Annotated in this window: 21 protein-coding genes; 10 read left to right on the top strand and 11 right to left on the bottom strand. The window is 59.9% G+C overall.

Features of this window, described 5'->3' with window-relative positions; translation table 11 throughout:
- Both recF and gyrB read left to right on the top strand, forming a co-directional pair.
- Window positions 1–1,104, top strand: a complete 1,104-nt coding sequence (gene recF, locus SNL23_RS22735; protein WP_318303602.1) for a DNA replication/repair protein RecF — start codon at window positions 1–3, stop codon at window positions 1,102–1,104.
- Between the two features lie 4 nt (window positions 1,105–1,108).
- Window positions 1,109–3,532, top strand: coding sequence for a DNA topoisomerase (ATP-hydrolyzing) subunit B (gene gyrB, locus SNL23_RS22730; RefSeq protein WP_076013269.1), 2,424 nt, complete (start codon window positions 1,109–1,111; stop codon window positions 3,530–3,532).
- A gap of 96 nt (window positions 3,533–3,628) precedes the next feature.
- Here the strand turns inward: gyrB and SNL23_RS22725 are convergent, their stop codons facing one another.
- Entirely contained in the window at window positions 3,629–4,351 is a 723-nt protein-coding gene (locus SNL23_RS22725; protein ID WP_318303600.1) for a response regulator transcription factor, read from the bottom strand.
- Between the two features lie 170 nt (window positions 4,352–4,521).
- Here SNL23_RS22725 and SNL23_RS22720 point away from each other — a divergent pair, with 170 nt between their 5' ends.
- The 3 genes from SNL23_RS22720 (at window position 4,522) to SNL23_RS22710 (ending at window position 8,346) form a co-directional block, all read left to right on the top strand.
- Window positions 4,522–4,773, top strand: coding sequence for a hypothetical protein (locus SNL23_RS22720; RefSeq protein WP_318303598.1), 252 nt, complete (start codon window positions 4,522–4,524; stop codon window positions 4,771–4,773).
- A 267-nt stretch (window positions 4,774–5,040) separates the two neighbouring features.
- Window positions 5,041–6,036 (top strand): FecR family protein, encoded by a 996-nt coding sequence (locus SNL23_RS22715; protein WP_256670858.1) that lies wholly within the window; start codon window positions 5,041–5,043, stop codon window positions 6,034–6,036.
- 18 nt (window positions 6,037–6,054) lie between these two features.
- Window positions 6,055–8,346, top strand: a complete 2,292-nt coding sequence (locus tag SNL23_RS22710; RefSeq protein WP_318303597.1) for a CHASE2 domain-containing protein — start codon at window positions 6,055–6,057, stop codon at window positions 8,344–8,346.
- A 180-nt stretch (window positions 8,347–8,526) separates the two neighbouring features.
- On the opposite strand, the gene SNL23_RS22705 is transcribed toward SNL23_RS22710, so the two are convergent.
- From SNL23_RS22705 to glyQ, 4 genes are all read right to left on the bottom strand, one after another.
- Window positions 8,527–9,297 (bottom strand): lysophospholipid acyltransferase family protein, encoded by a 771-nt coding sequence (locus SNL23_RS22705; RefSeq protein WP_167664611.1) that lies wholly within the window; start codon window positions 9,295–9,297, stop codon window positions 8,527–8,529.
- A gap of 85 nt (window positions 9,298–9,382) precedes the next feature.
- Window positions 9,383–9,922 carry a D-glycero-beta-D-manno-heptose 1,7-bisphosphate 7-phosphatase gene (gene gmhB / locus SNL23_RS22700; RefSeq protein ID WP_173860314.1) on the bottom strand — a complete coding sequence of 180 codons (540 nt, stop codon included), beginning with the start codon at window positions 9,920–9,922 and terminating at the stop codon, window positions 9,383–9,385.
- Window positions 9,922–11,976, bottom strand: coding sequence for a glycine--tRNA ligase subunit beta (gene glyS, locus SNL23_RS22695; RefSeq protein WP_167664613.1), 2,055 nt, complete (start codon window positions 11,974–11,976; stop codon window positions 9,922–9,924). The genes gmhB and glyS overlap by 1 nt, the downstream gene beginning before the upstream one ends.
- The gene (glyQ, locus tag SNL23_RS22690; protein ID WP_003213601.1) at window positions 11,973–12,926 is read right to left on the bottom strand and encodes a glycine--tRNA ligase subunit alpha; all 954 of its coding nucleotides are present in this window, start codon (window positions 12,924–12,926) and stop codon (window positions 11,973–11,975) included. Before glyQ ends, glyS begins: the two co-directional genes overlap by 4 nt.
- Before the next feature lie 81 nt (window positions 12,927–13,007).
- Between glyQ and SNL23_RS22685 the strand changes: the two genes are divergently transcribed.
- Both SNL23_RS22685 and SNL23_RS22680 read left to right on the top strand, forming a co-directional pair.
- Complete coding sequence (locus SNL23_RS22685; RefSeq protein ID WP_318303594.1) at window positions 13,008–13,565, top strand: DNA-3-methyladenine glycosylase I; 558 nt, start codon at window positions 13,008–13,010, stop codon at window positions 13,563–13,565.
- Window positions 13,566–13,605: 40 nt separating this feature from the next.
- Entirely contained in the window at window positions 13,606–14,493 is an 888-nt protein-coding gene (locus tag SNL23_RS22680; protein WP_088421939.1) for a lysophospholipid acyltransferase, read from the top strand.
- 104 nt (window positions 14,494–14,597) lie between these two features.
- On the opposite strand, the gene SNL23_RS22675 is transcribed toward SNL23_RS22680, so the two are convergent.
- From SNL23_RS22675 to def, 5 genes are read right to left on the bottom strand one after another with little or no spacing between them, the layout of a single operon-like run.
- Entirely contained in the window at window positions 14,598–14,909 is a 312-nt protein-coding gene (locus SNL23_RS22675; RefSeq protein ID WP_167664615.1) for a hypothetical protein, read from the bottom strand.
- Window positions 14,910–14,926: 17 nt separating this feature from the next.
- Window positions 14,927–16,300 (bottom strand): Trk system potassium transporter TrkA, encoded by a 1,374-nt coding sequence (gene trkA / locus SNL23_RS22670; protein WP_003213611.1) that lies wholly within the window; start codon window positions 16,298–16,300, stop codon window positions 14,927–14,929.
- A 22-nt stretch (window positions 16,301–16,322) separates the two neighbouring features.
- On the bottom strand, window positions 16,323–17,633 hold the full coding sequence (rsmB, locus tag SNL23_RS22665; RefSeq protein WP_318303592.1) for a 16S rRNA (cytosine(967)-C(5))-methyltransferase RsmB: 1,311 nt from the start codon (window positions 17,631–17,633) through the stop codon (window positions 16,323–16,325).
- Window positions 17,630–18,589: a methionyl-tRNA formyltransferase gene (fmt, locus tag SNL23_RS22660; RefSeq protein ID WP_318303590.1), complete on the bottom strand. Its 960-nt coding sequence runs from the start codon at window positions 18,587–18,589 to the stop codon at window positions 17,630–17,632. Before fmt ends, rsmB begins: the two co-directional genes overlap by 4 nt.
- Window positions 18,590–18,646: 57 nt before the next feature.
- Entirely contained in the window at window positions 18,647–19,153 is a 507-nt protein-coding gene (def, locus tag SNL23_RS22655; RefSeq protein WP_003213617.1) for a peptide deformylase, read from the bottom strand.
- 150 nt (window positions 19,154–19,303) lie between these two features.
- Here def and SNL23_RS22650 point away from each other — a divergent pair, with 150 nt between their 5' ends.
- The 3 genes from SNL23_RS22650 (at window position 19,304) to SNL23_RS22640 (ending at window position 21,862) form a co-directional block, all read left to right on the top strand.
- A complete protein-coding gene (locus tag SNL23_RS22650) occupies window positions 19,304–20,083 on the top strand; it encodes a peptidoglycan-binding protein (RefSeq protein WP_318303589.1) in 780 nt (259 codons plus the stop codon).
- Window positions 20,084–20,155: 72 nt separating this feature from the next.
- Entirely contained in the window at window positions 20,156–21,250 is a 1,095-nt protein-coding gene (dprA, locus tag SNL23_RS22645) for a DNA-processing protein DprA (RefSeq protein ID WP_076013282.1), read from the top strand.
- A 54-nt stretch (window positions 21,251–21,304) separates the two neighbouring features.
- Entirely contained in the window at window positions 21,305–21,862 is a 558-nt protein-coding gene (locus SNL23_RS22640) for an L-threonylcarbamoyladenylate synthase (protein ID WP_003213622.1), read from the top strand.
- A 130-nt stretch (window positions 21,863–21,992) separates the two neighbouring features.
- Here the strand turns inward: SNL23_RS22640 and SNL23_RS22635 are convergent, their stop codons facing one another.
- A complete protein-coding gene (locus SNL23_RS22635) occupies window positions 21,993–22,970 on the bottom strand; it encodes an NADPH:quinone reductase (protein ID WP_076013283.1) in 978 nt (325 codons plus the stop codon).
- Between the last annotated feature and the right edge of the window lie 106 nt (window positions 22,971–23,076).

The following is a 23,076-nucleotide window of genomic DNA, read 5'->3' as shown; positions in this document are numbered from 1 at the left end:
ATGTCCCTCAGTCGCGTCTCGGTCACCGCGGTGCGCAATTTGCACCCGGTGACCTTCTCCCCCTCTCCCCGCATCAATATCCTCCACGGCGCCAACGGCAGTGGCAAAACCAGCGTGCTGGAAGCCATTCATTTGCTGGGGCTTGCCCGTTCCTTCCGCAGTGCCCGCTTGTTACCGGTGATCCAGTACGAGCAACTGGCGTGCACGGTATTTGGCCAAGTCGAATTGGCGGAAGGCGGTCATAGCAGCCTGGGGATTTCTCGTGATCGTCAGGGGGAGTTTCAAATACGCATCGACGGGCAGAATGCTCGCAGTGCTGCGCAATTGGCGGAAATCCTGCCACTGCAACTGATCAACCCGGACAGCTTTCGTTTGCTGGAAGGCGCGCCAAAAATCCGCAGGCAATTCCTCGATTGGGGAGTGTTCCACGTGGAACCGCGTTTTATGGCCACTTGGCAGCGCCTGCAGAAGGCCCTGCGGCAGCGGAACTCGTGGCTGCGGCATGGTACACTTGACGCCGCTTCGCAAGCTGCTTGGGACCGGGAACTGTGCCTGGCCAGCGCTGAAATAGATGAATACCGCCGCGCCTATATCAAAGCCTTGAAACCAGTCTTTGAGCAGACCTTGAGCGAGTTGCTTGAACTCGAGGGGCTGACGTTGAGCTACTACCGTGGTTGGGACAAAGACCGGGAACTGAGTGCAGTGCTCGCGACGTCCTTACAGCGGGATCAGCAAATTGGTCACACCCAGGCCGGACCACAACGGGCTGATTTGCGCCTTAGATTGGGCGCACATAATGCCGCGGAAATCTTGTCCCGCGGTCAGCAGAAGTTGGTGGTCTGTGCCCTGCGTATCGCCCAAGGGCATCTGGTTAGCCAGGCCCGGCGCGGGCAATGTATTTATCTGGTGGATGACTTGCCGTCCGAACTGGACGAGCAGCACCGCCGCGCGTTATGCCGCTTGTTGGAAGACTTACGCTGCCAGGTGTTTATCACCTGTGTAGACCACGAATTATTGAGGGAAGGCTGGCAGACGGAAACGCCAGTCGCTTTGTTCCACGTGGAACAAGGCCGTATCACCCAGACCCACGACCATCGGGAGTGAAGGCATGAGCGAACAAAATACGAATACGTACGACTCGACCAGCATTAAAGTGCTTAAAGGTTTGGATGCCGTACGCAAACGTCCCGGTATGTACATCGGTGATACCGATGATGGCAGCGGTCTGCACCACATGGTGTTCGAGGTGGTCGATAACTCGATCGACGAAGCTTTGGCCGGTCACTGCGACGACATCAGCATCATCATCCACCCGGACGAATCTATCACCGTGCGCGACAACGGTCGCGGCATCCCGGTAGATGTGCATAAAGAAGAAGGCGTTTCGGCAGCAGAGGTCATCATGACCGTGCTCCACGCCGGCGGTAAGTTCGATGACAACTCCTACAAAGTATCCGGCGGTTTGCACGGTGTAGGTGTTTCCGTGGTGAACGCCCTCTCCGAACTGCTGGTGCTGACCGTGCGTCGCAGCGGCAAGATCTGGGAGCAGACCTACGTTCACGGCGTTCCGCAAGAACCGATGAAAATCGTCGGTGAAAGCGAAACCACCGGTACCCAGATTCATTTCCGTCCTTCCGACGAAACCTTCAAGAACATCCACTTCAGCTGGGACATCCTGGCCAAGCGGATTCGTGAACTGTCCTTCCTCAACTCCGGTGTGGGTATCGTCCTCAAAGACGAACGCAGCGGCAAGGAAGAGCTGTTCAAATACGAAGGTGGCCTGCGGGCGTTCGTTGAATACCTGAACACCAACAAGACTGCGGTCAACCAGGTGTTCCACTTCAACATCCAGCGTGAAGACGGCATCGGCGTGGAAATCGCCCTGCAGTGGAACGACAGCTTCAACGAGAACCTGTTGTGCTTCACCAACAACATTCCTCAGCGCGATGGCGGTACTCACCTGGTGGGTTTCCGTTCGGCACTGACGCGTAACCTGAACACCTACATCGAAGCAGAAGGTCTGGCGAAGAAGCATAAAGTCGCCACCACCGGTGACGATGCCCGTGAAGGCCTGACCGCGATTATTTCGGTCAAGGTTCCGGATCCGAAGTTCAGCTCCCAGACCAAAGACAAGCTGGTGTCTTCCGAAGTGAAGACCGCCGTTGAACAGGAAATGGGTAAGTACTTCTCCGACTTCCTGCTGGAAAACCCGAACGAAGCCAAATTGGTTGTCGGCAAGATGATCGACGCGGCGCGGGCTCGTGAAGCGGCGCGTAAAGCCCGTGAGATGACCCGTCGTAAAGGCGCGCTGGATATCGCTGGGCTACCGGGCAAACTGGCTGACTGCCAAGAGAAAGACCCTGCCCTGTCCGAACTGTACCTGGTGGAAGGTGACTCTGCTGGCGGTTCCGCCAAGCAGGGTCGTAACCGTCGCACCCAGGCCATCCTGCCGTTGAAGGGTAAGATCCTCAACGTCGAGAAGGCGCGCTTCGACAAGATGATTTCCTCGCAGGAAGTCGGCACCTTGATCACCGCCCTGGGCTGTGGCATCGGCCGCGACGAGTACAACATCGACAAGCTGCGCTACCACAACATCATCATCATGACCGATGCTGACGTCGACGGTTCGCACATCCGCACCCTGCTGCTGACGTTCTTCTTCCGTCAGTTGCCTGAGCTGATCGAGCGTGGCTACATCTACATCGCCCAGCCGCCGCTGTACAAAGTGAAAAAGGGCAAGCAAGAGCAATACATCAAAGACGACGACGCCATGGAAGAGTACATGACGCAGTCGGCCCTGGAAGATGCGAGCCTGCACTTGAACGACGAAGCCCCGGGGATCTCCGGTGAAGCGTTGGAGCGTCTCGTAAACGATTTCCGCATGGTGATGAAGACCCTCAAGCGTTTGTCGCGCCTGTACCCTCAGGAGCTGACCGAGCACTTCATCTACCTGCCAGCCGTCAGCCTTGAGCAATTGGGCGACCACGCTCACATGCAGAATTGGCTGGCCCAGTACGAAGTCCGTCTGCGTACCGTCGAAAAATCCGGCCTGGTTTACAAAGCGAGCCTGCGTGAAGACCGTGAACGTAACGTCTGGCTGCCAGAGGTCGAACTGATCTCCCACGGCCTGTCGAACTATGTCACCTTCAACCGCGACTTCTTCGGCAGCAACGACTACAAGACGGTTGTCACCCTTGGCGCGCAACTGAGTACCCTGCTGGACGATGGTGCTTACATTCAGCGTGGCGAGCGTAAGAAAGCGGTCAAAGAGTTCAAGGAAGCCTTGGACTGGTTGATGGCTGAAAGCACCAAGCGTCACACCATTCAGCGATACAAAGGTCTGGGCGAAATGAACCCGGATCAGCTGTGGGAAACCACCATGGACCCAGCTCAGCGTCGCATGCTGCGTGTGACCATCGAAGACGCCATTGGCGCCGATCAGATCTTCAACACCCTGATGGGTGATGCGGTCGAGCCTCGTCGTGACTTCATCGAGAGCAACGCCTTGGCGGTGTCCAACCTGGACTTCTGATCAGGTTGCAGCGCAAACAAAAAGGCCAACGCTAAGCGTTGGCCTTTTTTATTGGGTGGGATTTGGGCATTTTACAAATGCTCCACGTGGAACATCTCACTCGTCGGAGGCAGCCGTCACACTCTCCAAGCGATACCCGTACCCATAAATCGTGAGCAGCTGCCACCCCCGCTCCGCCGTCAGCCCGAGCTTATTCCGTAGCCGATAAATATGCGTATCCAGGGGCCGCGACGAGACCATTTCCTCATGGGTCCAGAACCGCTCATACAGATATTCCCGAGACAGTGGCCGCGCCAGGTTCTCAAACAGGCACCGAGCCAGGCGGTATTCGCGTTCTGTCAGGTTGATAGGTTTCCCCGCCCTGCTCACCGTGAGTTCAGCATCATCGAACGTCAGGTCGTTGAAGGTCAGCACTTCGCTGGCTGCAGACTTTTGCAGTCCGTGGCGCCGCAGCACCGCATTGACCCGTGCCTTAAGCTCGTTAGGGCGAAATGGCTTACTGACGTAATCATCGGCGCCACTGTTCAACGCCTGGACGATATCGCTCTCGGCATCTCGGCTGGTGAGCATGATGGCGGCGGGTGGCGCTTCCATGTGCTCGCGGGTCCAGCGCAATAATGCCAGGCCGCTGAGGTCAGGCAGTTGCCAATCCAGGATCAGCAGGTCAAAGGTTTCCCGGCGCAGTTGGCGCAGCAGGTCTTCTCCACGCTCGAAGCAGTGCAGGCTCCAAGGCTGATCCGCGGCGCTGGGGATTTGTCGCAGTGTCTGTTCCACCCGCCGCAGTTCTGCATGTTCGTCATCCAGTATTGCGACACGCATGGCAGGGTCCTTTCTGATTAAGAATGCAGGCATGAATCTGAACAATTATGGCCAGATTCTCAGGCCCTTTGAATCTCTCGGTACGCTGATATCAAATGGCCGTAAGCCATTGGAAATCGTAATACCCAAGCTGGGAAGATACCGGCTCGGGACCTTCAGGAAAAGGATCAATGGCAATCTGGCTTTATGCTGTTTCGGGACGTGCGGCGGTTCTGGAGAAGATTAATGTATGGGGGCGAATGGTATTGGTGGTAATGGCGGCAACCTTGGGGACGGAAACGGTAGGGGCATCCAAACCGGTAATACCTGCTTCGTTCGATGAACGTCAAACCCTGAGCGAACCGGGTAACGGTATGGGCTTCGCCAGCTCGCCGCTTCAGCAACTCGGTGAACAACAGCAGAATCAACGCTGGGTGTTTTAAGCACCGCCAAATCTGAACAATTTTTGCGATTCGGTCCGGCACACCTGTCTTGTAGGTAAATTCGCTCTCGCTGGATGACACACGGATTGGAGCGAGGGAATTGCTCCGGCACAGGGATGTGTCATCTTCTGCCATAGATCCCACGCCCCAGACATTTTGGCTATCGACTGGATACCTCATCGAGTATCGTAGTCGGTATTCAAGGTCTTCCCGCGCAAGACGCTTCCTGAACGTGCTTTCTGATGCCCCATTAGAACTAGAATCTTGATGAGCGCCATGACCTTTTTCACCTGCCGACTTCGCTTTGCCATTTCTACGCTGTTGGGCTCAGGCTTGATTGTTACGCTTGGCGTATTGAGCTTGCCGGCCTTGGCACGTCCCGCCCCTCCCCGCGCCCCCTACATTGACGACAACCAGATGTGCCGCGCGCAGCCTCTGCCGGCGGTGGTGCAGCACCTGACAGGCGAAGCCTGGAAGCTGGATGCCAAGGGCGTTTCCACGGCCTTGGCAGAAGGCATGGTCATTGATGAACAAGAGAGTGTGAAAACCTCACCGGACGCGTTCGTCAGCCTTTTGCTGGGAGACGGTACGCGGGTTGTCTTGCCGTCCAGCTCCCAGGTTCGACTGCACCTGGTCGAGGAGCAATCTATTCCGCAGGTCATTCTTGAAGAAGGTCAGGTTGAGGCTTATGTCATCAAGCGTGCCAGTGACTACGACCGTTTCCAGATCGTGACCCCGGTGGGCGTGCTCGGTGTGCGCGGCACACATTTCCGCGTGCGCAACGACGGCGAACAATCGCTGGTGGAAGTGCTCAATGGGCAGGTTGCGGTCAATCGGGATGACGCTCCACCGACTCTACGACCCATCAAGAAGAAGCCCATTACCGGGCCGGTTGCGGGTGAAGTAAAGGTCGGTGCGAGGCAGGGTTTGGCATTCAAGAAACAAGGTGAACTCAAGCCCGTGGAACTGCTGGATGCTCCACGTCTGGTGGGCCAGGATGGGCAGAAAGGCGATGCGCCGATATGGACGCTTTTTCTGCGTCCGTTAGCCGGCGCCCAGCGTTACAGGGCTCAGGTCGCGACCGATAAGGAGTTTCTGAACATCAAGCAGGAAAACTTCTCCGACAAGCCGCAAATGCGCTTCACTGGGCTGAAAGCATCGTTCTATCACGTTCGTTTGTCAGCCTATGATGAACACGGGCTTGAGGGAGAAACCGGGGTCTATGACATCTTCTATTACCCGCCCGCGAACCGCGTGCAATAGCGCCCCGGACGCTCGCCGGTGAGGCTTTGGCGCCGGGCTGAAAAGCGCCAACCGACCCAGGCTCAGCGGCTGTTCAATGGCTTGGTGCGCGAGTGGCTCTGGGTCAGCCTGTTGCTGTTACCCATCACGGCATTCCTGTCCCTGAGCCCGGGCTTTTCCCTCAACAACCTGCTGTACGACAGTCTTCGCCGCCTGGCCCCGTTGCCGGTGGATCCACGCATCTTGCTGGTGACCATTGATGACCGAAGCCTGAAGGAACTCGGCCAATGGCCTTGGTCCCGGCGCGTACACGCCGACCTGCTTGATCGGCTGAGCGTTGCCAAACCCGCAGGCATTCTGTTCGATGTGATCTTCAGCGAACCCGCCCGAGAGCCGGCCAATGACCTGCGCCTGGCCGAGGCTATGTGCAACGCCGGCACTGTTCTGTTGCCCCTGATTCGTGAAGGCTCGCCCCGCTTTGACCAACCTGTGGCGCAAATCCTGCCGGTGCTGCCCCTGCGCGATTGCGCCAGGGGCGTCGGCCATATCAACGTTGAAGCGGACAGCGACGGTATCGTTCGAAGCCTGTATTTGCGTGAAGGCCCGCCAGGGAACATGACGCCCCAACTGGCCTGGTTGGCGTTTGAACTGAGCGGCCAGCAGGCCGTTATGCCGGGCGCGCTTGGCCCGGTGGACAGCAACCATTGGCAGCGGGAAAACTCCATTCGAATTCCGTTCATTGCCAGCCATGCCGGCTTTCCCAGCGTGCCGTATATCAGCGTTTTACGCGGTGAGGTGCCGCCTGAGTTGCTGCGAGACCGTTTGATCCTGATCGGTGCCACTGCGCCGGGCATGGGCGACCGGTATGTCACGCCGCTGTCGGCCAGCGTTGGCACTACACCAGGCGTGGAGATCCAGGCCAACATTCTTAATGGCTTGCTGCAAGGGCGCAGCATTGTTGACCTGCCAGCCTGGATGGCAACGCTGCTGGCCACCGCCATGGTCGCGCTGCTATTGGGCTTGCTGTTGTTTCGCCCGCGTTATGCGCTGTGGTTGACCGTCGGTTGCATGGGGGCCGCGCTTCTCGGTTCTTGGGGCCTGTTGCGCCTGGGCCATTGGTGGTCACCGGCGGCGTGCCTGATCGGCATGCTGCTCAGCTACCTGATCTGGAACTGGCGGCGCCTGAGCGTGATCCTGGCCTATTTCGGTTGGGAACTGGCACGCCTGGACGACGAACCCAAAGTGCTCCCTGAGCGGCGTAGAGCGCCCGCCAGCCAGGGTGATGTATTACAGGGACGGATCTTCGCCCTGGAACAAGCAGTCAGCCGCACCCGGGACACGCGCCGCTTTATGGCCGATGGCCTGGAATGTTTGCCGGTAGCGACCTTGATTACTGATCCCAAGGGCAATGTCCTGCTGGCCAATCGGATTGCTCGTGATGTATTCGGCAATGAATTGGTGGCTGAAAACCTGTTGGAGCAGCTCGCTGCGTTGGGTTATCCACCGCTGCAGGACGGCATTCGCCCTGCCCTGTCGGCGCTGGAGATCGTCGAATTTCGCGACACCCTTGATCGCAGCCTGCGCCTCGACCTGGCCCCGTTGCTGCCCGCAGACGGGGATGTGGCCCTGGGCTGGCTGTTGAGCCTCACAGACCTGAGTATCGAGCGCGACGCCCAGCAGCAGCGGGAAACCTTGTTGCGCTTTCTGTCCCATGACCTGCGTGCTCCGCACTCGGCGATCCTGGCCCTGTTGGATGTTCAGGACACCGCTGCGCCGATATTTGCCCAGATCGAGCAGCAAGTCCGCCGCGCCCTGAACCTGACCGAATCCTTCGTGCAACTGGCGAAAGCCGAATCTGACGGATACCAATTCCAGCCCAGTCTGTTCGCCATGCTGGTGCTCGACGCGTTTGATCAAGTCGCTGTGCATGCCCAGCTGAAAGGTATCCACCTGGCTCGCAACCTGGATGACGACGGCGAGGAGATGGTCTGGGCGGATCAATCGCTGCTGACCCGCGCCTTGTTTAATCTGTTGGAGAACGCGGTCAAATACAGCCCTTCAGGCACCACCGTCACATTAAGCCTGACCAGCAGTGAAGATCGCCTGGAATGCCGTATCAGCGATCAGGGGCGAGGAATCGCTGAACAGGATTTACCCGAATTGTTTGGCCAATACCGGCGCTTCGCCTCTGCTCAAGGCAGTGAAGGATTGGGGTTGGGCCTGACCATGGTCAAGGCCGTCGTGGATCGCCATGGTGGGCGAATCGGCTGCGAAAGTGTGGTGGATAAAGGTACGACCTTCATCCTTCAACTGCCGTTATGGAAGGAGTGAACTGCTGCTTTTTACCTGTGCATAAAAAACCGGTCTCAAGGACCGGTTTTTTAATGCGGAAAAAACTTATGCACCTTTTTCGCTGTTTTATGAGCTTAGGAAATATGTAAGCAAATCAGCAGCCTATAATCGAAAAAGCACGATTCGCCAACAAACCGTACACAGGTTATCCACAGAAACTCAAATCACCGGAGTGTCGACGACGACCGGCTCCGGCGGCAGCGAACCCATGGCTCTTTGTTGCGCTTCATTCCATGCCTGGGCACGGTCGTTCAGCGCAGCGATAGCGCGTGGGCCTACACCCTCGGCATACATCGGTTCGCCAATGATCACTGTGATGGTGCCTTCACGCTTGGCCCAGCCGGTCTTTGGCCAGAACTTGCCGGCGTTGTGGGCAATTGGCAGCACCGGCAGGCCGGCGTTTACCGCCAAAGCCGTACCGCCGCGTGAGAACTTGCCCACAGTGCCGTAGGGCACGCGTGTACCTTCGGGGAAGATCAGCACCCAAACGCCGTCCTTGAGCAGCTCGTCGCCCTTCTTCGCCACATGCTTTAGCGCTGCCTTGGGGTTGTCGCGGTCGATGGCGATCGGACGCAGCATGGCCATGGCCCAGCCGAAGAACGGCACGTACAGCAGCTCACGCTTGAGCACCTGGCTCAGGGGCGAGAAGTACGCAGACAGGAAGAAGGTTTCCCAGGTGCTCTGGTGGTTCGACAGAATCACGCAGGGCTGGTCCGGGACGTTTTCGGCGCCCTTGATCTCGAAACGAATGTTCAGGAACACCTTGGTCAACCACAACGCGCAGTTGCACCAAAAGACGTTGATGAAACGATAGCGCGCCTTGAACGGCAAAAACGGCGCGATAAAAAAGCTCAGGGTGCACCAGAGGAGGGAACTGGTGCCCAGCAGCAGGTAAAAGAAGAAGGTTCTGATGGCCTGCAAAATCGACATGGCGGCATTTACCGTTGCGGGACAAGGCCCGCCTGTTAAAAGCGCGCTCCCGAACAGTCCTTGGTCAGGAAGTCGAGAAGTGCTGCTAGTTGTTGATAAGTTCTGCGGCAACCGCCGCCAGATCGTCAAAAATCAAGGTGCCTACCGGCAGGGTTTTAGCCTGGGTCTTTTCGCCTTTCCCGGTTTTTACCAAAACTGGCTGAGAGTCGACGGCCTTGGCGGCTTCCAGGTCACCGAGGCTATCCCCGACAAACCAAAGCCCAGCCAATGGCACGTTGTAATGTTCAGCAATAGTTTTAAGCATACCCGGTTTGGGCTTGCGGCAATCGCAACCTTCATCCGGGCCATGTGGGCAATACACCACCAGCCCTACTTCACCGCCCTGCTCGGCCACCAGCATGCGCAGGCGCGCGTGCATGGCGTCGAGGGTGGCGATGTCGTAGTAGCCGCGGGCGATGCCGGACTGGTTGGTGGCGATGGCCACCGTCCAGCCCGCTTTGCTCAACTGCGCGATGGCCTCGATCGAGCCGGGCAGTGGAATCCATTCCGCCACCGATTTGATGTAAGCGTCGGAGTCGTAATTGATCACTCCGTCCCGGTCGAGAATCAGCAGTTTCAACATGATCAGCTCAGGGTCGAAATGTCAGCAATGTTGACGAACAAACCACGCAGACGCGCCAGCATGGCGTAGCGGTTTTTCCGCACGCCCGCGTCTTCGGCATTGATCATCACCGCTTCAAAGAACGCATCCACCGGCTCACGCAAGGTGGCCAGGCGCGCCAGTGCTTCGGCGTAGTTGCGTTCGGCGATCAGCGGCTTCACTGCGTTTTCTGCCTTGGCGATGGCCGAGTTCAGCGAGAACTCCTTGGCATCGGCAAACAGGCCCGGGTCGACTTCGGCATTGCCGAGGTTGTCGGCCTTGCTCAGCAGGTTCGATACACGCTTGTTCACAGCGGCCAGGGCACCGGCTTCCGGCAATTTGCGGAAGGCCTGAACGGCTTGTACACGTTGGTCGAAGTCCAGCGCCGAACCCGGTTGCAGGGCACGTACCGACAGGTACACCGAAACGTCAACGCCTTCGTCTTCGTAACGCGCACGCAGACGATCGAACACGAACTCCAGCACTTGCTCGGCCAGGCCCGCTTGCTTGACCTTGGCACCGAACTGGCCGACAGCGAATACCACGGCCTGGGTCAGGTCGAGGTCGAGCTGCTTGTCGATCAGGATCCGCAGCACACCCAGGGCCGCACGGCGCAGGGCATACGGGTCTTTGCTGCCGGTAGGCAACATGCCGATACCGAAGATACCGACGAGGGTATCCAGCTTGTCAGCGATGGCTACGGCCGCACCGGTGAGGGTGGTTGGCAGCTCGGCGCCAGCACCGCGCGGCATGTACTGCTCGTTCAGCGCCAGGGCGACGTCTTCCGGCTCGCCATCATTGAGGGCGTAGTAGTAACCGGCAACACCTTGCATTTCCGGGAACTCGCCGACCATCTCGGTGGCCAGGTCGCACTTGGACAGCAGGCCGGCACGCGCAGCCCAGGCAGCATCGCCACCAATGCGTGGCGCGATGTAGGCCGCCAGCTTGGAGACGCGCACGGCCTTGTCGTAGACGCTGCCGAGTTTTTCCTGGAACACCACGTTTTGCAGGCGCAGGTTGAAGTCTTCGAGCTTCTGCTTTTTGTCTTGCTTGAAGAAGAACTCGGCGTCGGTCAGGCGCGGGCGAACGACTTTCTCGTTACCGGCGATGATCTGCTGCGGGTCCTTGCTTTCGATGTTGGCCACGGTGATGAACCGCGGCAGCAACTTGCCGTCCACGTCCAGCAGGCAGAAATACTTCTGGTTGTCCTGCATGGTGGTGATCAGCGCTTCCTGCGGCACGTCGAGGAAACGTTCTTCGAACGAGCACACCAGCGGCACTGGCCACTCAACCAAAGCGGTCACTTCCTCCAGCAGGCTTGGCGGCACAATGGCGGTGCCTTCCTGCAGGCGGGCCAGCTCTTCGGTGCGCTTGCTGATCAGCTCGCGACGTTCATTGGCATCGGCCAGTACGTAGGCCGCACGCAGGTCAGTGGCGTAGTTGGCCGGCGAGGTGATGCGTACGGCTTCAGGATGGTGGAAGCGGTGACCACGGGAATCACGACCGGCCTTCTGGGCGAGGATGGTGCAATCGATGACTTGGTCACCGAGCAGCATCACTAGCCATTGGGTTGGACGCACGAACTCTTCCTTGCGGGCACCCCAGCGCATGCGCTTCGGGATAGGCAGGTCGTTCAGCGAGTCTTCAACGATGGTCGGCAACAGGCTGGCGGTCGGCTTACCGGTGATGACCTGGCTGAAACGCAGTTTCGGGCCACTCTGGTCGATCTCGCTCAGCTCGACGCCACACTTCTTGGCAAAACCAAGGGCGGCTTGAGTCGGGTTGCCTTCAGCATCGAAGGCGGCCTGGCGTGGCGGGCCGTCGAGGTTGATGCTGCGGTCCGGCTGCTGGGTTTCCAGCGCGGTGAGCAACACCGCCAGGCGACGCGGCGCGGCGTAGACCTTCTTCGCGGCGAACTTCAGGCCAGCGGTTTGCAGGCCTTTTTCGATACCGGCCAGAAACGCATCGGCCAGCGTGTTGAGTGCCTTGGGTGGCAGCTCTTCGGTGCCCAGTTCAACCAGGAAATCTTGAGCACTCATTGTGCAGCCTCCAGCTTAGCCAACACTTCATCACGCAGGTCCGGGGTTGCCATCGGGAAGCCCAGCTTGGCGCGAGCCAGCAGGTAGGCTTGGGCGACGGAACGTGCCAGGGTGCGTACACGCAGGATGTATTGCTGGCGCGCGGTGACCGAGATGGCACGGCGAGCATCCAGCAGGTTGAAGGTGTGGGATGCCTTCAGAACCATTTCATAGCTTGGCAACGGCAACGGCTGATCCAGTTCGATCAGGCGCTTGGCTTCGCTTTCATAGAAGTCGAACAGCTCGAACAGTTTCTCGACGTTGGCGTGTTCGAAGTTGTAGGTCGACTGCTCCACTTCGTTCTGGTGGAACACATCGCCATAGGTGACCTTGCCGAACGGGCCGTCAGCCCACACCAGGTCGTAGACCGAATCCACGCCTTGCAGGTACATGGCCAGACGCTCGAGACCGTAGGTGATCTCGCCGGTCACCGGGTAGCACTCGATGCCACCGGCTTGCTGGAAGTAAGTGAATTGCGTCACTTCCATGCCGTTGAGCCAGACTTCCCAGCCCAGGCCCCAGGCGCCCAGGGTTGGCGATTCCCAGTTGTCTTCGACGAAACGGATGTCGTGGACCAGCGGGTCCAGGCCGACATGTTTCAGCGAGCCCAGGTACAGCTCCTGGAAGTTGTCCGGGTTCGGCTTCAGCACCACCTGGAACTGGTAGTAGTGCTGCAGGCGGTTCGGGTTTTCGCCGTAGCGGCCGTCAGTCGGGCGACGACTGGGCTGCACATAAGCGGCGTTCCAGGTTTCCGGGCCGATGGCCCGCAGGAAGGTAGCGGTGTGGAAAGTGCCGGCGCCTACTTCCATATCGTAGGGCTGAAGTACCACACAACCTTGCTCGGCCCAGTATTGCTGGAGGGCGAGGATCAAGTCTTGGAAGGTACGCACGGCTGGCGTAGGCTGGCTCACGAAATTCACCTGTTACTTGGGCTGCGATTTAAAGAGCGGGAGTATACCCGATTCGGCCGCGCCACCATCCCCTGGAGCCTTATGCCACGCTGCTTTTGGTGTTCTGAAGATCCGCTGTACATGGCTTATCACGATCAGGAGTGGGGAACGCCGCTGCGCGATGCGCAGGGACTGTTCGAGTTGCTTTTGCTCGAAGGGTTCCAGGCGGGCCTGTCCTGGATCACCGTTTTACGCAAACGCGAGCACTATCGAAAGGTCTTGTTTGGATTTGATGCACAGCGTTTGGCCCAACTGAGCGATGCCGAGATTGAAGCGCTGATGCTCGATCCGGGCATCGTGCGTAACCGCCTGAAACTCAATGCCACCCGGCGCAATGCCGCCGCCTGGCTGGCGCTGGAGGACCCAGTGGAGTTTCTGTGGTCGTTTGTGGGCGGCGTGCCGAAGGTCAATCATTTCAAGGATCGCAGCCAGGTTCCGGCGATTACGCCTGAAGCGGAAGCCATGAGCAAAGCCCTGAAAAAAGCCGGCTTTACGTTCGTCGGACCGACCATCTGCTACGCGTTCATGCAGGCCTCGGGCATGGTCATGGACCACACCTTGGACTGCGACCGTTACGCGAACCTGGCCAACGCCGGTTAGAATGGCGGCTTTGCGCACCACACACGATCAGGAGTGACCTGTGGAAAAGTTTAAAGGCGCCTTGCTGGTAGGCGCTCTTCGGTTGTTTGCCCTGCTGCCTTGGCGCGCGGTGCAAGCGGTCGGTTCGGCGATTGGCTGGATCATGTGGAAAACCCCTAACCGCTCCCGCGAGACGGTGCGGATCAACCTGTCCAAATGCTTCCCCGACATGGACCCGGCCGAGCGCGAGCGCTTGGTGGGCCAGAGCCTCAAGGACATCGGCAAGTCCCTGACCGAAAGCGCTTGCGCCTGGATCTGGCCGGCCCAGCGCTCCATTGACCTGGTGCGTGAAGTCGAAGGCCTGGAAGTGCTGCACGAAGCCCTGGCCTCGGGCAAAGGCGTGGTGGGCATCACCAGCCACTTGGGCAATTGGGAAGTGTTGAACCACTTCTATTGCAGCCAGTGCAAACCGATCATTTTCTACCGTCCGCCGAAGCTCAAAGCCGTGGATGACTTGCTGCGCAAACAGCGGGTGCAACTGGGCAACCGTGTGGCGGCGTCCACCAAGGAAGGCATCCTCAGTGTGATCAAGGAAGTGCGTAAAGGTGGCCAGGTGGGCATTCCTGCCGACCCGGAGCCGGCGGAATCCGCCGGGATCTTTGTACCGTTCTTCGCCACCCAGGCGCTGACCAGCAAGTTCGTGCCAAACATGTTGGCGGGGCACAAGGCGGTCGGCGTGTTCCTGCATGCCCTGCGGCTGCCGGATGGCTCGGGCTACAAAGTGATCCTGGAAGCGGCACCGGAAGACATGTACAGCACGGACACTGCGACGTCGTGCGCGGCGATGAGCAAGGTGGTGGAGCGGTATGTGGCCGCTTATCCGAGCCAGTACATGTGGAGCATGAAGCGCTTCAAGAAACGCCCGCCGGGTGAGGCGCGGTGGTATTGACCCGCTTCCTGTAGGAGCGAGCTTGCTCGCGAAGGTCGTTAACGATTATGCGGTCTTTCTGATTTGACGCGGCGCTCTCGGGTTTTTCGCGAGCAAGCTCGCTCCTACAGGTGTTTATCGAGTTTCTTCAGGAACACCGTCATTTCTTTTTCGGCCTGCTTGTCGCCATGGGCCTGGGCCGCTGTAATCCCCTGCTCCCACGCCAACCGCGCCGCAGCACTATCACCCTGCCCCACTTGCGCCTTGCCCAACAGCTTCCACGCCGCCGAATACTTAGGATCGAACTCGACGCATTTCTGCAGATGCTCCGCCGCCTTGGCGTTGTCCTTCAGATCCAGATAACCCTTGCCCAACCCAAACCGCAGCAGTGAGTTATCCACACCCTTGGCGAGCATTTTTTCCAGGGATTCGAGCATGTCGGTCACTCCATTGATCAGAAAAAGCTCAGGCCCACGTGGAACAGTTTCTCCACATCGCGGATATGTTTTTTATCCACAAGGAACAGAATCACATGGTCGCCGGTGGCGATCACCGTGTCGTCGTGGGCGATGATCACTTCTTCATCGCGAATGATTGCGCCGATGGTAGTACCCGGTGGCAGGCCGATATCGCGGATCGCCTTGCCAATCACCTTGCTCGACTTCGAGTCGCCGTGGGCAATCGCCTCGATGGCTTCCGCCGCGCCTCGGCGCAACGAGTGCACGCTCACAATATCGCCGCGCCGCACGTGGGCCAGCAAGGTACCGATGGTTGCCAGTTGCGGGCTGATGGCGATGTCGATATCGCCACCCTGGATCAGGTCGACATAGGCCGGGTTGTTGATGATGGTCATCACCTTCTTCGCCCCCAGCCGCTTGGCCAGCAACGACGACATGATGTTGGCTTCATCATCGTTGGTCAGGGCCAGGAAGATGTCGGCGTCGGCAATATTTTCTTCGAGCAGCAGGTCACGGTCCGAGGCACTGCCTTGCAGGACCACGGTGCTGTCGAGGGTGTCGGACAAGTACCGGCAGCGTGCCGGATTCATCTCGATGATCTTCACCTGATAGCGGCTTTCGATGGCCTCGGCCAAGCGCTCGCCGATCTGCCCGCCGCCGGCGATGACGATGCGTTTGTAGGTTTCATCCAGCCGGCGCATTTCGCTCATCACCGCGCGAATATTCGCCTTGGCCGCGATGAAAAATACTTCGTCGTCGGCTTCGATCACCGTATCGCCCTGCGGCAGGATCGGCCGGTCGCGACGGAAGATTGCCGCCACTCGCGTCTCGACGTTGGGCATGTGCTCGCGCAGCTGGCGCAGTTGCTGGCCCACCAACGGCCCGCCGTAGTAGGCCTTTACCGCCACCAGTTGCGCCTTGCCTTCGGCAAAGTCGATAACCTGCAAGGCGCCCGGGTGTTCGATCAGGCGCTTGATGTAGTGGGTCACCACCTGCTCCGGGCTGATCAGCACGTCCACCGGGATCGCGTCGTTGTCGAACAGTCCGGCGCGGGTCAGGTACGCGGCTTCACGCACCCGGGCGATTTTGGTCGGGGTGTGGAACAGGGTGTGGGCGACCTGGCAGGCGACCATGTTGGTCTCGTCACTGTTGGTGACCGCCACCAGCATGTCGGCATCGTCGGCACCGGCCTGGCGCAGCACCGTAGGAAACGAGGCACGGCCTTGTACGGTACGGATATCCAGGCGGTCGCCCAAATCCCGCAGGCGCTCCGCGTCGGTGTCGACCACGGTGATGTCGTTGGCTTCGCTGGCCAAATGCTCGGCCAGCGTACCGCCGACCTGCCCTGCGCCGAGGATGATGATTTTCATCCGGTCACTCCCTTAAAACCATTCAGCCGCGAGCGGCGGCAATCTTGATCAGCTTGGCGTAATAGAACCCGTCGTGGCCGCCTTCCTGGGCCAGCAACTGGCGGCCATGAGGCTGCTTGATCCCGGCCTGGATGTCGAGGTCCAGTTCCCGTGCGCCGCTGGTGCGGGCCAGGAAGGCTTCGATGACTTCGGTGTTTTCGGTGGGCAGCGTCGAGCAGGTGGCGTATAGCAGGATGCCGCCGACTTCGAGGGTCGGCCACAACGCGTCCAGCAATTCACCTTGCAGCACGGCCAGGGCGGTGATGTCGTCGGGTTGGCGGGTCAGCTTGATGTCCGGGTGGCGGCGTATCACGCCGGTGGCGGAACACGGCGCGTCCAGCAGGATGCGCTGGAAGGGCTTGCCGTCCCACCAGGTGGCGGTGTCGCGGCCATCGGCGGCGATCAGTTCGGCGCTCAGGCCCAGGCGCGCGAGGTTTTCCCGCACGCGCACCAAGCGCTTGGCTTCCAGGTCGACGGCGACGACGCCGGCCAAGTCTGCTTGCACTTCCATGATGTGGCAGGTTTTGCCGCCGGGGGCGCAGCAGGCGTCCAGCACCCGTTGGCCAGGCGCCAGGTCCAGCAGATCAGCGGCCAGTTGTGCGGCTTCGTCCTGCACGCTGATCCAGCCTTCGGCGAACCCGGGCAGGTTACGGACATCGCCCGGCTCTGTAAGAACGATGCCGTCCTGGCTGTAGACACAGGCCGTAGCTGCTACGCCGGCTTCGCCAAGCAGCGCGAGATACGCATCGCGAGTGTGATGACGGCGATTGACCCGCAGGATCATCGGCGGGTGCGCGTTGTTGGCGGCGCAGATGGCTTCCCATTGCTCGGGCCAGAATGCCTTCAGGGATTTTTGCAGCCAGCGCGGGTGGGCGGTGCGCACCACCGGGTCATGTTCCAGTTCGGCCAGCAGCGCTTCGCTTTCACGCTGGGCGCGGCGTAGCACGGCGTTGAGTAAGGCCTTGGCCCAGGGCTTTTTCAGTTTGTCGGCGCAACCGACGGTTTCGCCGATGGCGGCGTGGGCCGGCACGCGGGTATAGAGCAGTTGATACAGGCCCACCAGCAACAGCGCCTCGACATCGGCATCTGCCGCCTTGAATGGCTTTTGCAGCAGCTTGGCCGCCAGAGCTGACAACCGCGGCTGCCAGCGGGCGGTGCCGAAAGCCAGGTCCTGGGTGAAGCCGCGATCGCGGTCTTCGACTTTATCCAGCTGGGTCGGCAACGAACTGTTGAGGGAAGCCTTGCCGTTGAGTACGGCGGCCAGGGCCTTGGCGGCGGCCAGACGTGGGTTCATTGGGTGTCTACCACTTGGCCGAGGACGATGCCGACGGCAAATTTCTCACGACGGCTGTTGAACAAATCGCTGAAGTTCAGCGCCTTGCCGCCGGGCAGTTGCAGACGGGTCAGGCACAGCGCCTGTTCACCGCACGCTACTAACAGGCCGTCCTTGCTGGCGCCGATGATCTCGCCGGGGGCGCCCTCGCCTTCGGCCAGGGTGGCGGCCAGTACTTTCAAGGCCTCGCCATTGAGGGTGCTGTGGCAGATTGGCCACGGGTTGAAGGCGCGCACCAGGCGCTCCAGCTCAACGGCCGGGCGGCTCCAGTCGATACGGGCTTCGTCCTTGTTCAACTTGTGGGCGTAGGTGGCGAGGCTGTCGTCCTGCACTTCGCCTTGCAGAGTGCTGGCGGCGAGGCCGGCGATGGCCTGGACTACCGCCGGCGGGCCCATTTCGGCGAGGCGATCGTGCAGGCTGCCGCCCGTGTCTTGACCTGTGATCGGGGTGGTGACTTTCAGCAGCATCGGGCCGGTGTCCAGGCCTGCTTCCATGCGCATTACGGTCACACCGCTTTCGGCATCACCGGCTTCAACGGCCCGTTGGATCGGCGCCGCGCCACGCCAGCGAGGCAGCAGCGAGGCGTGGCTGTTGATGCAGCCCAGGCGCGGGATATCCAGCACGGCCTGAGGCAGGATCAAACCATAAGCCACCACCACCAGCAGGTCCGGCTTCAGCGCAGCCAGTTCGGCCTGGGCATCGGCGTTGCGCAGGGTTGGCGGCTGCAACACGACAATGTTGTTTTCCAGCGCCAACTGCTTGACCGGACTCGGCATCAGCTTTTGCCCACGACCGGCCGGGCGATCGGGCTGGGTGTAGACCGCCACGATTTCATACGGGCTGGCGAGCAGGGCCTTGAGGTGTTCGGCGGCGAATTCGGGGGTGCCGGCAAAAACGATGCGCAGTGGCTCGGTCATGGGAAACGTCTCACAAAAGAAAAAGGCTTGCCGGAGCAAGCCTTTGAAAGAAGGGAATCAAGCTTGCTGGCGATGCTTCTTTTCCAGCTTCTTCTTGATCCGGTCGCGTTTAAGCGTGGACAGGTAATCGACAAACAGCTTGCCGTTGAGGTGGTCGCATTCGTGTTGGATGCACACCGCCAGCAGGCCTTCGGCAATCATCTCGAACGGCTTGCCGTCACGGTCCAGGGCCTTGATCTTGACGCGCTGGGGACGGTCGACGTTCTCGTAGAAGTCGGGTACCGACAGGCAGCCTTCCTGATACTGGCCCATTTCGTCGGTCAGGGTTTCGAACTCAGGGTTGATAAACACCAGGGGCTCGCTGCGGTCTTCGGAAAGGTCCATGACCACGACGCGCTGATGCACGTCGACCTGGGTCGCGGCGAGGCCGATACCCGGGGCTTCATACATTGTTTCAAACATGTCATCGACCAACTGACGAACCTTGGCGTCCACTACGGCCACTGGCTTGGCAATGGTGCGCAGGCGTGAGTCCGGAAATTCGAGGATGTTCAAAATAGCCATAAGCGTAATTGCTGCACATGTGAGGTAAAGGCAAGTCGGCGCCGGGGATGGACCCCTGCTGTACCGGTGTAAGTGCCGTGGGAGAACGTCCGAGAGCCGCGAAGGCCAAGGCGTTTCACGCGAATGCACATAATAAAGGAGATTCACCCCATGAGGAAATCGCTACTCGTCTTGCTGCTGTGGGCCCAGGCCGTTGTTGGCCAGGTTCCTGCGAGCTTTCCACAGGCGGGTCAACCGCTGCCGCTTCATACGCAGCAAGCCATCCAGCGCTTTTTACTGCACAACCGCATTCTCGATACGCCCCAGGAACTGGACCACGCTCCCTATATTGTTGCAGCAGATGCCGGCCGAGTATTGGGCGCCAATGGCGAACGTGTTTATGCGCGTGGGGCCCTGGACCCTGCCGTCCAAAGTTACGGGATTTTCCGCCGGGGCCAGGCTTATACCGACCCCGATAGCCAGGAATTGCTGGGCATCAACGCCGACGACATAGGCACCGCACGTTTTGTGACAGCGGGCGACGTCAGCACATTGGGTGTGCAGCGGGTGACCCAGGAGGTGCGTCCCGGGGACCGGTTGCTCGGCCAGCAAGCACCCACGGACCTGGCCAGCCTGGTGGTTCAGTGGCCTGCCCGCGCCATTGCCGGGCACATCATCGACATACCCCGGGGCGTGACGCAGATCGGTGTGCTGGATGCGGTGACGTTGAACAAGGGCCGCCGTGACGGGCTGATGGAAGGTCATTTGCTGGCGGTGGTGAAAGCCGGTGAAACCATTCGGGACAGAGTGACCGGCGCGCCGGTGAAGATGCCTGACGAGCCAGCCGGAACGCTGGTGGTGTTTCGCACCTACGAAAAGCTCAGTTACGGCCTGGTGCTCAGCGCGTCCCGTTCCCTCGCGGTAATGGACCGTTTTGAGGTGCCTGATTGAAGGCAATAATTAGGTTGCTAAATAAGTTACCAACAGAGTTATCCACAGCTTGTTCCGATCAAGGACGATCAAATGTTACCGACGAATAACCGCGAAATTTCCCCGGCAGAGCTGGAAGCCCGACTACGCTTGCACAGGCTGCCGGAACTGGGTCCCAAAGGTTTTCAAAAGCTCATCGAGGCGTTTGGTTCTGCGTCAAAAGCCATCAGCGCGCCGGCGAGTGCCTGGCGTTCACTGGGACTCAAGGTGGCCAGCGCCGACGCCCGGCGCAGTGAGGAAGTACGTGATGGTGCCAGTGCGGCACTGGCCTGGCTGGAGCGTCCGGCCCAGCATTTGCTGATGTGGGACCAGCCCGACTACCCGGCGCTGCTGGCAGAATTGGATGACGCACCCCCGCTATTATTCGTCGCCGGCAACCCGGCGATTCTGGAAAAACCGCAACTGGCGATGGTCGGTAGCCGTCGTGCCTCCAGGCCAGGAATGGACACCGCCGCCGCGTTTTCCCGCAGCCTGGCCAGTGCCGGTTTTGTCATCACCAGCGGCCTTGCCCTGGGTATCGATGGCGCTGCTCACCAGGCGGCTTTGGATGTTGGTGGACATACAATCGGCGTGCTGGGCACCGGGCTCGAAAACTTTTATCCACAGCGCCACCGACGCTTGGCCGAAGCGATGATTGCCCAAGGCAGCGCCGTGGTTTCCGAGTTTCCGTTGGACGCCCCGCCCCAGGCCGGCAACTTCCCGCGGCGTAACCGCATAATCAGCGGCCTGTCCCTTGGAGTGCTGGTAGTGGAAGCCAGCATGGCCAGCGGTTCGCTGATCACCGCACGCCTGGCGGCGGAACAAGGCCGCGAGGTATACGCCATCCCCGGCTCGATCCATCACCCCGGAGCCAAAGGTTGCCATCAACTGATCCGCGATGGGGCGGTGCTGGTGGAAACCATTGAACACATCCTCGAAAACCTGCGCGGCTGGCAGGCACTTTCCCGGCCGGCGCCGATTGCGGTCACTCACCCGCTGGTGGCGCTGTTGCACGCGGCGCCCCACACCAGTGAAGCCTTGGCGATCGCCAGCGGAAGGGCCTTGTCCGAGGTGCTGGCCAGCCTGACGGAACTCGAGCTGGAAGGCCGGGTAATCTGCGAAAGTGGGCGCTGGTTTGCGCGCGGCTAGGTTTTGTAACGAAGATCGGTAAACTGCGCAGAGCTTTAGTCCGGAGAGTGAGCAATGGTCAACAGGTGGCGTGTGCGAGAAGCCGCACGAGAAATTCGCGCAGGCGCGGTGATTGCCTATCCAACCGAGGCGGTCTGGGGCCTGGGCTGTGACCCTTGGAACGAAGAGGCTGTGGATCGGTTGCTGGCGATCAAGGGCCGGTCTGTGGATAAGGGGCTGATCCTGATTGCTGACAACATCCGTCAGTTCGATTTTCTCTTCGAAGACTTTCCTGATGAGTGGATGGACCGCATGGCCAGTACCTGGCCTGGCCCGAATACGTGGCTGGTGCCCCATCAGGATTTGTTGCCCGAGTGGATTACCGGTGTGCATGACACGGTGGCGCTACGGGTGACTGATCATCCGCAGGTGCGGGATCTGTGCTCGCTGGTCGGGCCGCTGATTTCCACCTCGGCCAACCCACAGGGCCGCCCGGCGGCGCGCACGCGGATTCGTGTGGAGCAGTATTTCCGTGGGCAGGTGGATCTGGTGTTGGGCGGGAATCTGGGTGGGCGCAAGAACCCGAGTTTGATTCGGGATCTGGCGACGGGCGAGGTTGTGCGGCCTTCCTGAGACCGAGTCGCCTTCATTCGCGAGCAAGCCCGCTCCCACATTTGACCGAGTCCAATTTTTGGAACGCGGACAAATGTGGGAGCGGGCTTGCTCGCGAAGAGGCCCTCAAAGCCGCTGAAAATCCAACGCCCTAAGGCAGCAGAATGGTCGACCCAGTCGTCCGCCGCGCCGACAACTCAATCTGCGCCTTCGCCGCATCTCCCAACGAAAACCGCTGATTAATATCAATCTGCAACTTGCCACTGATGATCATCGAAAACAGATCATCCGCCATCGCCTGCAGGTTTTCCGGGTTGTTGGCATAGGTCGCCAAAGTCGGCCGGGTGACATACAGCGAGCCCTTGGCCGCCAGAATCCCCAGGTTAACCCCATCCACAGCGCCCGACGCATTCCCAAAACTCACCACCAACCCGCGGGGTGCCACGCTGTCCAGCGAGGTAAGCCAAGTGTCCTTGCCTACGCCGTCGTACACCACCGGGCATTTCTTGCCGTCAGTCAGTTCCAGCACGCGCTGTGCGACGTTTTCCTTGCTGTAGTCGATGGTTTCCCAGGCACCGAGGGATTTTGCCAGCGCTGCCTTTTCCGGCGAACTGACGGTACCGATCAGCTTAACGCCCAAGGCCTTGGCCCATTGGCACGCCAGCGAGCCCACACCACCGGCAGCGGCGTGAAACAGGATGGTTTCGCCGCCCTTCAACTCATAGGTCTGACGCAGCAGGTACTGCACGGTCAGGCCCTTGAGCATCGCGCCAGCGGCCTGTTCGAAGCTGATGTCGTCTGGCAGGTGCACCAGGTTGGCAGCCGGCAACACATGCAATTCGCTGTAGGCACCCAGCGGGCCGCTGCCGTAGGCCACGCGATCACCAACCTTGAACTGAGTGACTTCGCTGCCCACCGCATCAACCACGCCAGCGCCTTCCGCGCCCAGACCCGACGGCAAGGCCGGTGGCGCATACAGGCCGCTGCGGAAATAGGTGTCGATGAAGTTCAGGCCTATGGCCTTGTTCTGCACACGAACCTGCTGCGGGCCGGGTTCTGCCGGGGTGTAGTCCACATACTCAAGTACTTCGGGGCCGCCATGGGCACGGAACTGGATACGTTTGGCCATCTGCACTCTCCTCAAGTCAATTTCGCGTAGCCCCCTATCGGACTCCTAAGCTTGATCTTCGTCAACTGCGGCAATACGGGGTGCAGTGGTATCCTGTGCGCCCATT

Source organism: Pseudomonas sp. SED1 (genome assembly GCF_034044025.1).
In the GTDB taxonomy this organism is placed as follows: domain Bacteria; phylum Pseudomonadota; class Gammaproteobacteria; order Pseudomonadales; family Pseudomonadaceae; genus Aquipseudomonas.
Note: the sequence above shows the minus strand (reverse complement) of the source record. Positions and strands in the feature narration are given on the sequence as shown.

Excerpts from the sequence above, each read along its gene's own strand:
- recF (WP_318303602.1), top strand. The coding sequence starts at position 1 with ATGTCCCTCAGTCGCGTCTCGGTCACCGCGGTGCGCAATTTGCACCCG.
- trkA (WP_003213611.1), bottom strand. The coding sequence starts at position 16,300 with ATGAAAATCATCATCCTCGGCGCAGGGCAGGTCGGCGGTACGCTGGCC.
- def (WP_003213617.1), bottom strand. The coding sequence starts at position 19,153 with ATGGCTATTTTGAACATCCTCGAATTTCCGGACTCACGCCTGCGCACC.
- SNL23_RS22720 (WP_318303598.1), top strand. The coding sequence starts at position 4,522 with ATGGCAATCTGGCTTTATGCTGTTTCGGGACGTGCGGCGGTTCTGGAG.
- SNL23_RS22640 (WP_003213622.1), top strand. The coding sequence starts at position 21,305 with ATGGTCAACAGGTGGCGTGTGCGAGAAGCCGCACGAGAAATTCGCGCA.
- fmt (WP_318303590.1), bottom strand. The coding sequence starts at position 18,589 with ATGACCGAGCCACTGCGCATCGTTTTTGCCGGCACCCCCGAATTCGCC.
- SNL23_RS22675 (WP_167664615.1), bottom strand. The coding sequence starts at position 14,909 with ATGCTCGAATCCCTGGAAAAAATGCTCGCCAAGGGTGTGGATAACTCA.
- SNL23_RS22715 (WP_256670858.1), top strand. The coding sequence starts at position 5,041 with ATGAGCGCCATGACCTTTTTCACCTGCCGACTTCGCTTTGCCATTTCT.
- dprA (WP_076013282.1), top strand. The coding sequence starts at position 20,156 with ATGTTACCGACGAATAACCGCGAAATTTCCCCGGCAGAGCTGGAAGCC.
- SNL23_RS22685 (WP_318303594.1), top strand. The coding sequence starts at position 13,008 with ATGCCACGCTGCTTTTGGTGTTCTGAAGATCCGCTGTACATGGCTTAT.
- glyS (WP_167664613.1), bottom strand. The coding sequence starts at position 11,976 with ATGAGTGCTCAAGATTTCCTGGTTGAACTGGGCACCGAAGAGCTGCCA.
- SNL23_RS22650 (WP_318303589.1), top strand. The coding sequence starts at position 19,304 with ATGAGGAAATCGCTACTCGTCTTGCTGCTGTGGGCCCAGGCCGTTGTT.
- SNL23_RS22725 (WP_318303600.1), bottom strand. The coding sequence starts at position 4,351 with ATGCGTGTCGCAATACTGGATGACGAACATGCAGAACTGCGGCGGGTG.
- SNL23_RS22705 (WP_167664611.1), bottom strand. The coding sequence starts at position 9,297 with ATGTCGATTTTGCAGGCCATCAGAACCTTCTTCTTTTACCTGCTGCTG.
- rsmB (WP_318303592.1), bottom strand. The coding sequence starts at position 17,633 with ATGAACCCACGTCTGGCCGCCGCCAAGGCCCTGGCCGCCGTACTCAAC.
- gyrB (WP_076013269.1), top strand. The coding sequence starts at position 1,109 with ATGAGCGAACAAAATACGAATACGTACGACTCGACCAGCATTAAAGTG.
- SNL23_RS22635 (WP_076013283.1), bottom strand. The coding sequence starts at position 22,970 with ATGGCCAAACGTATCCAGTTCCGTGCCCATGGCGGCCCCGAAGTACTT.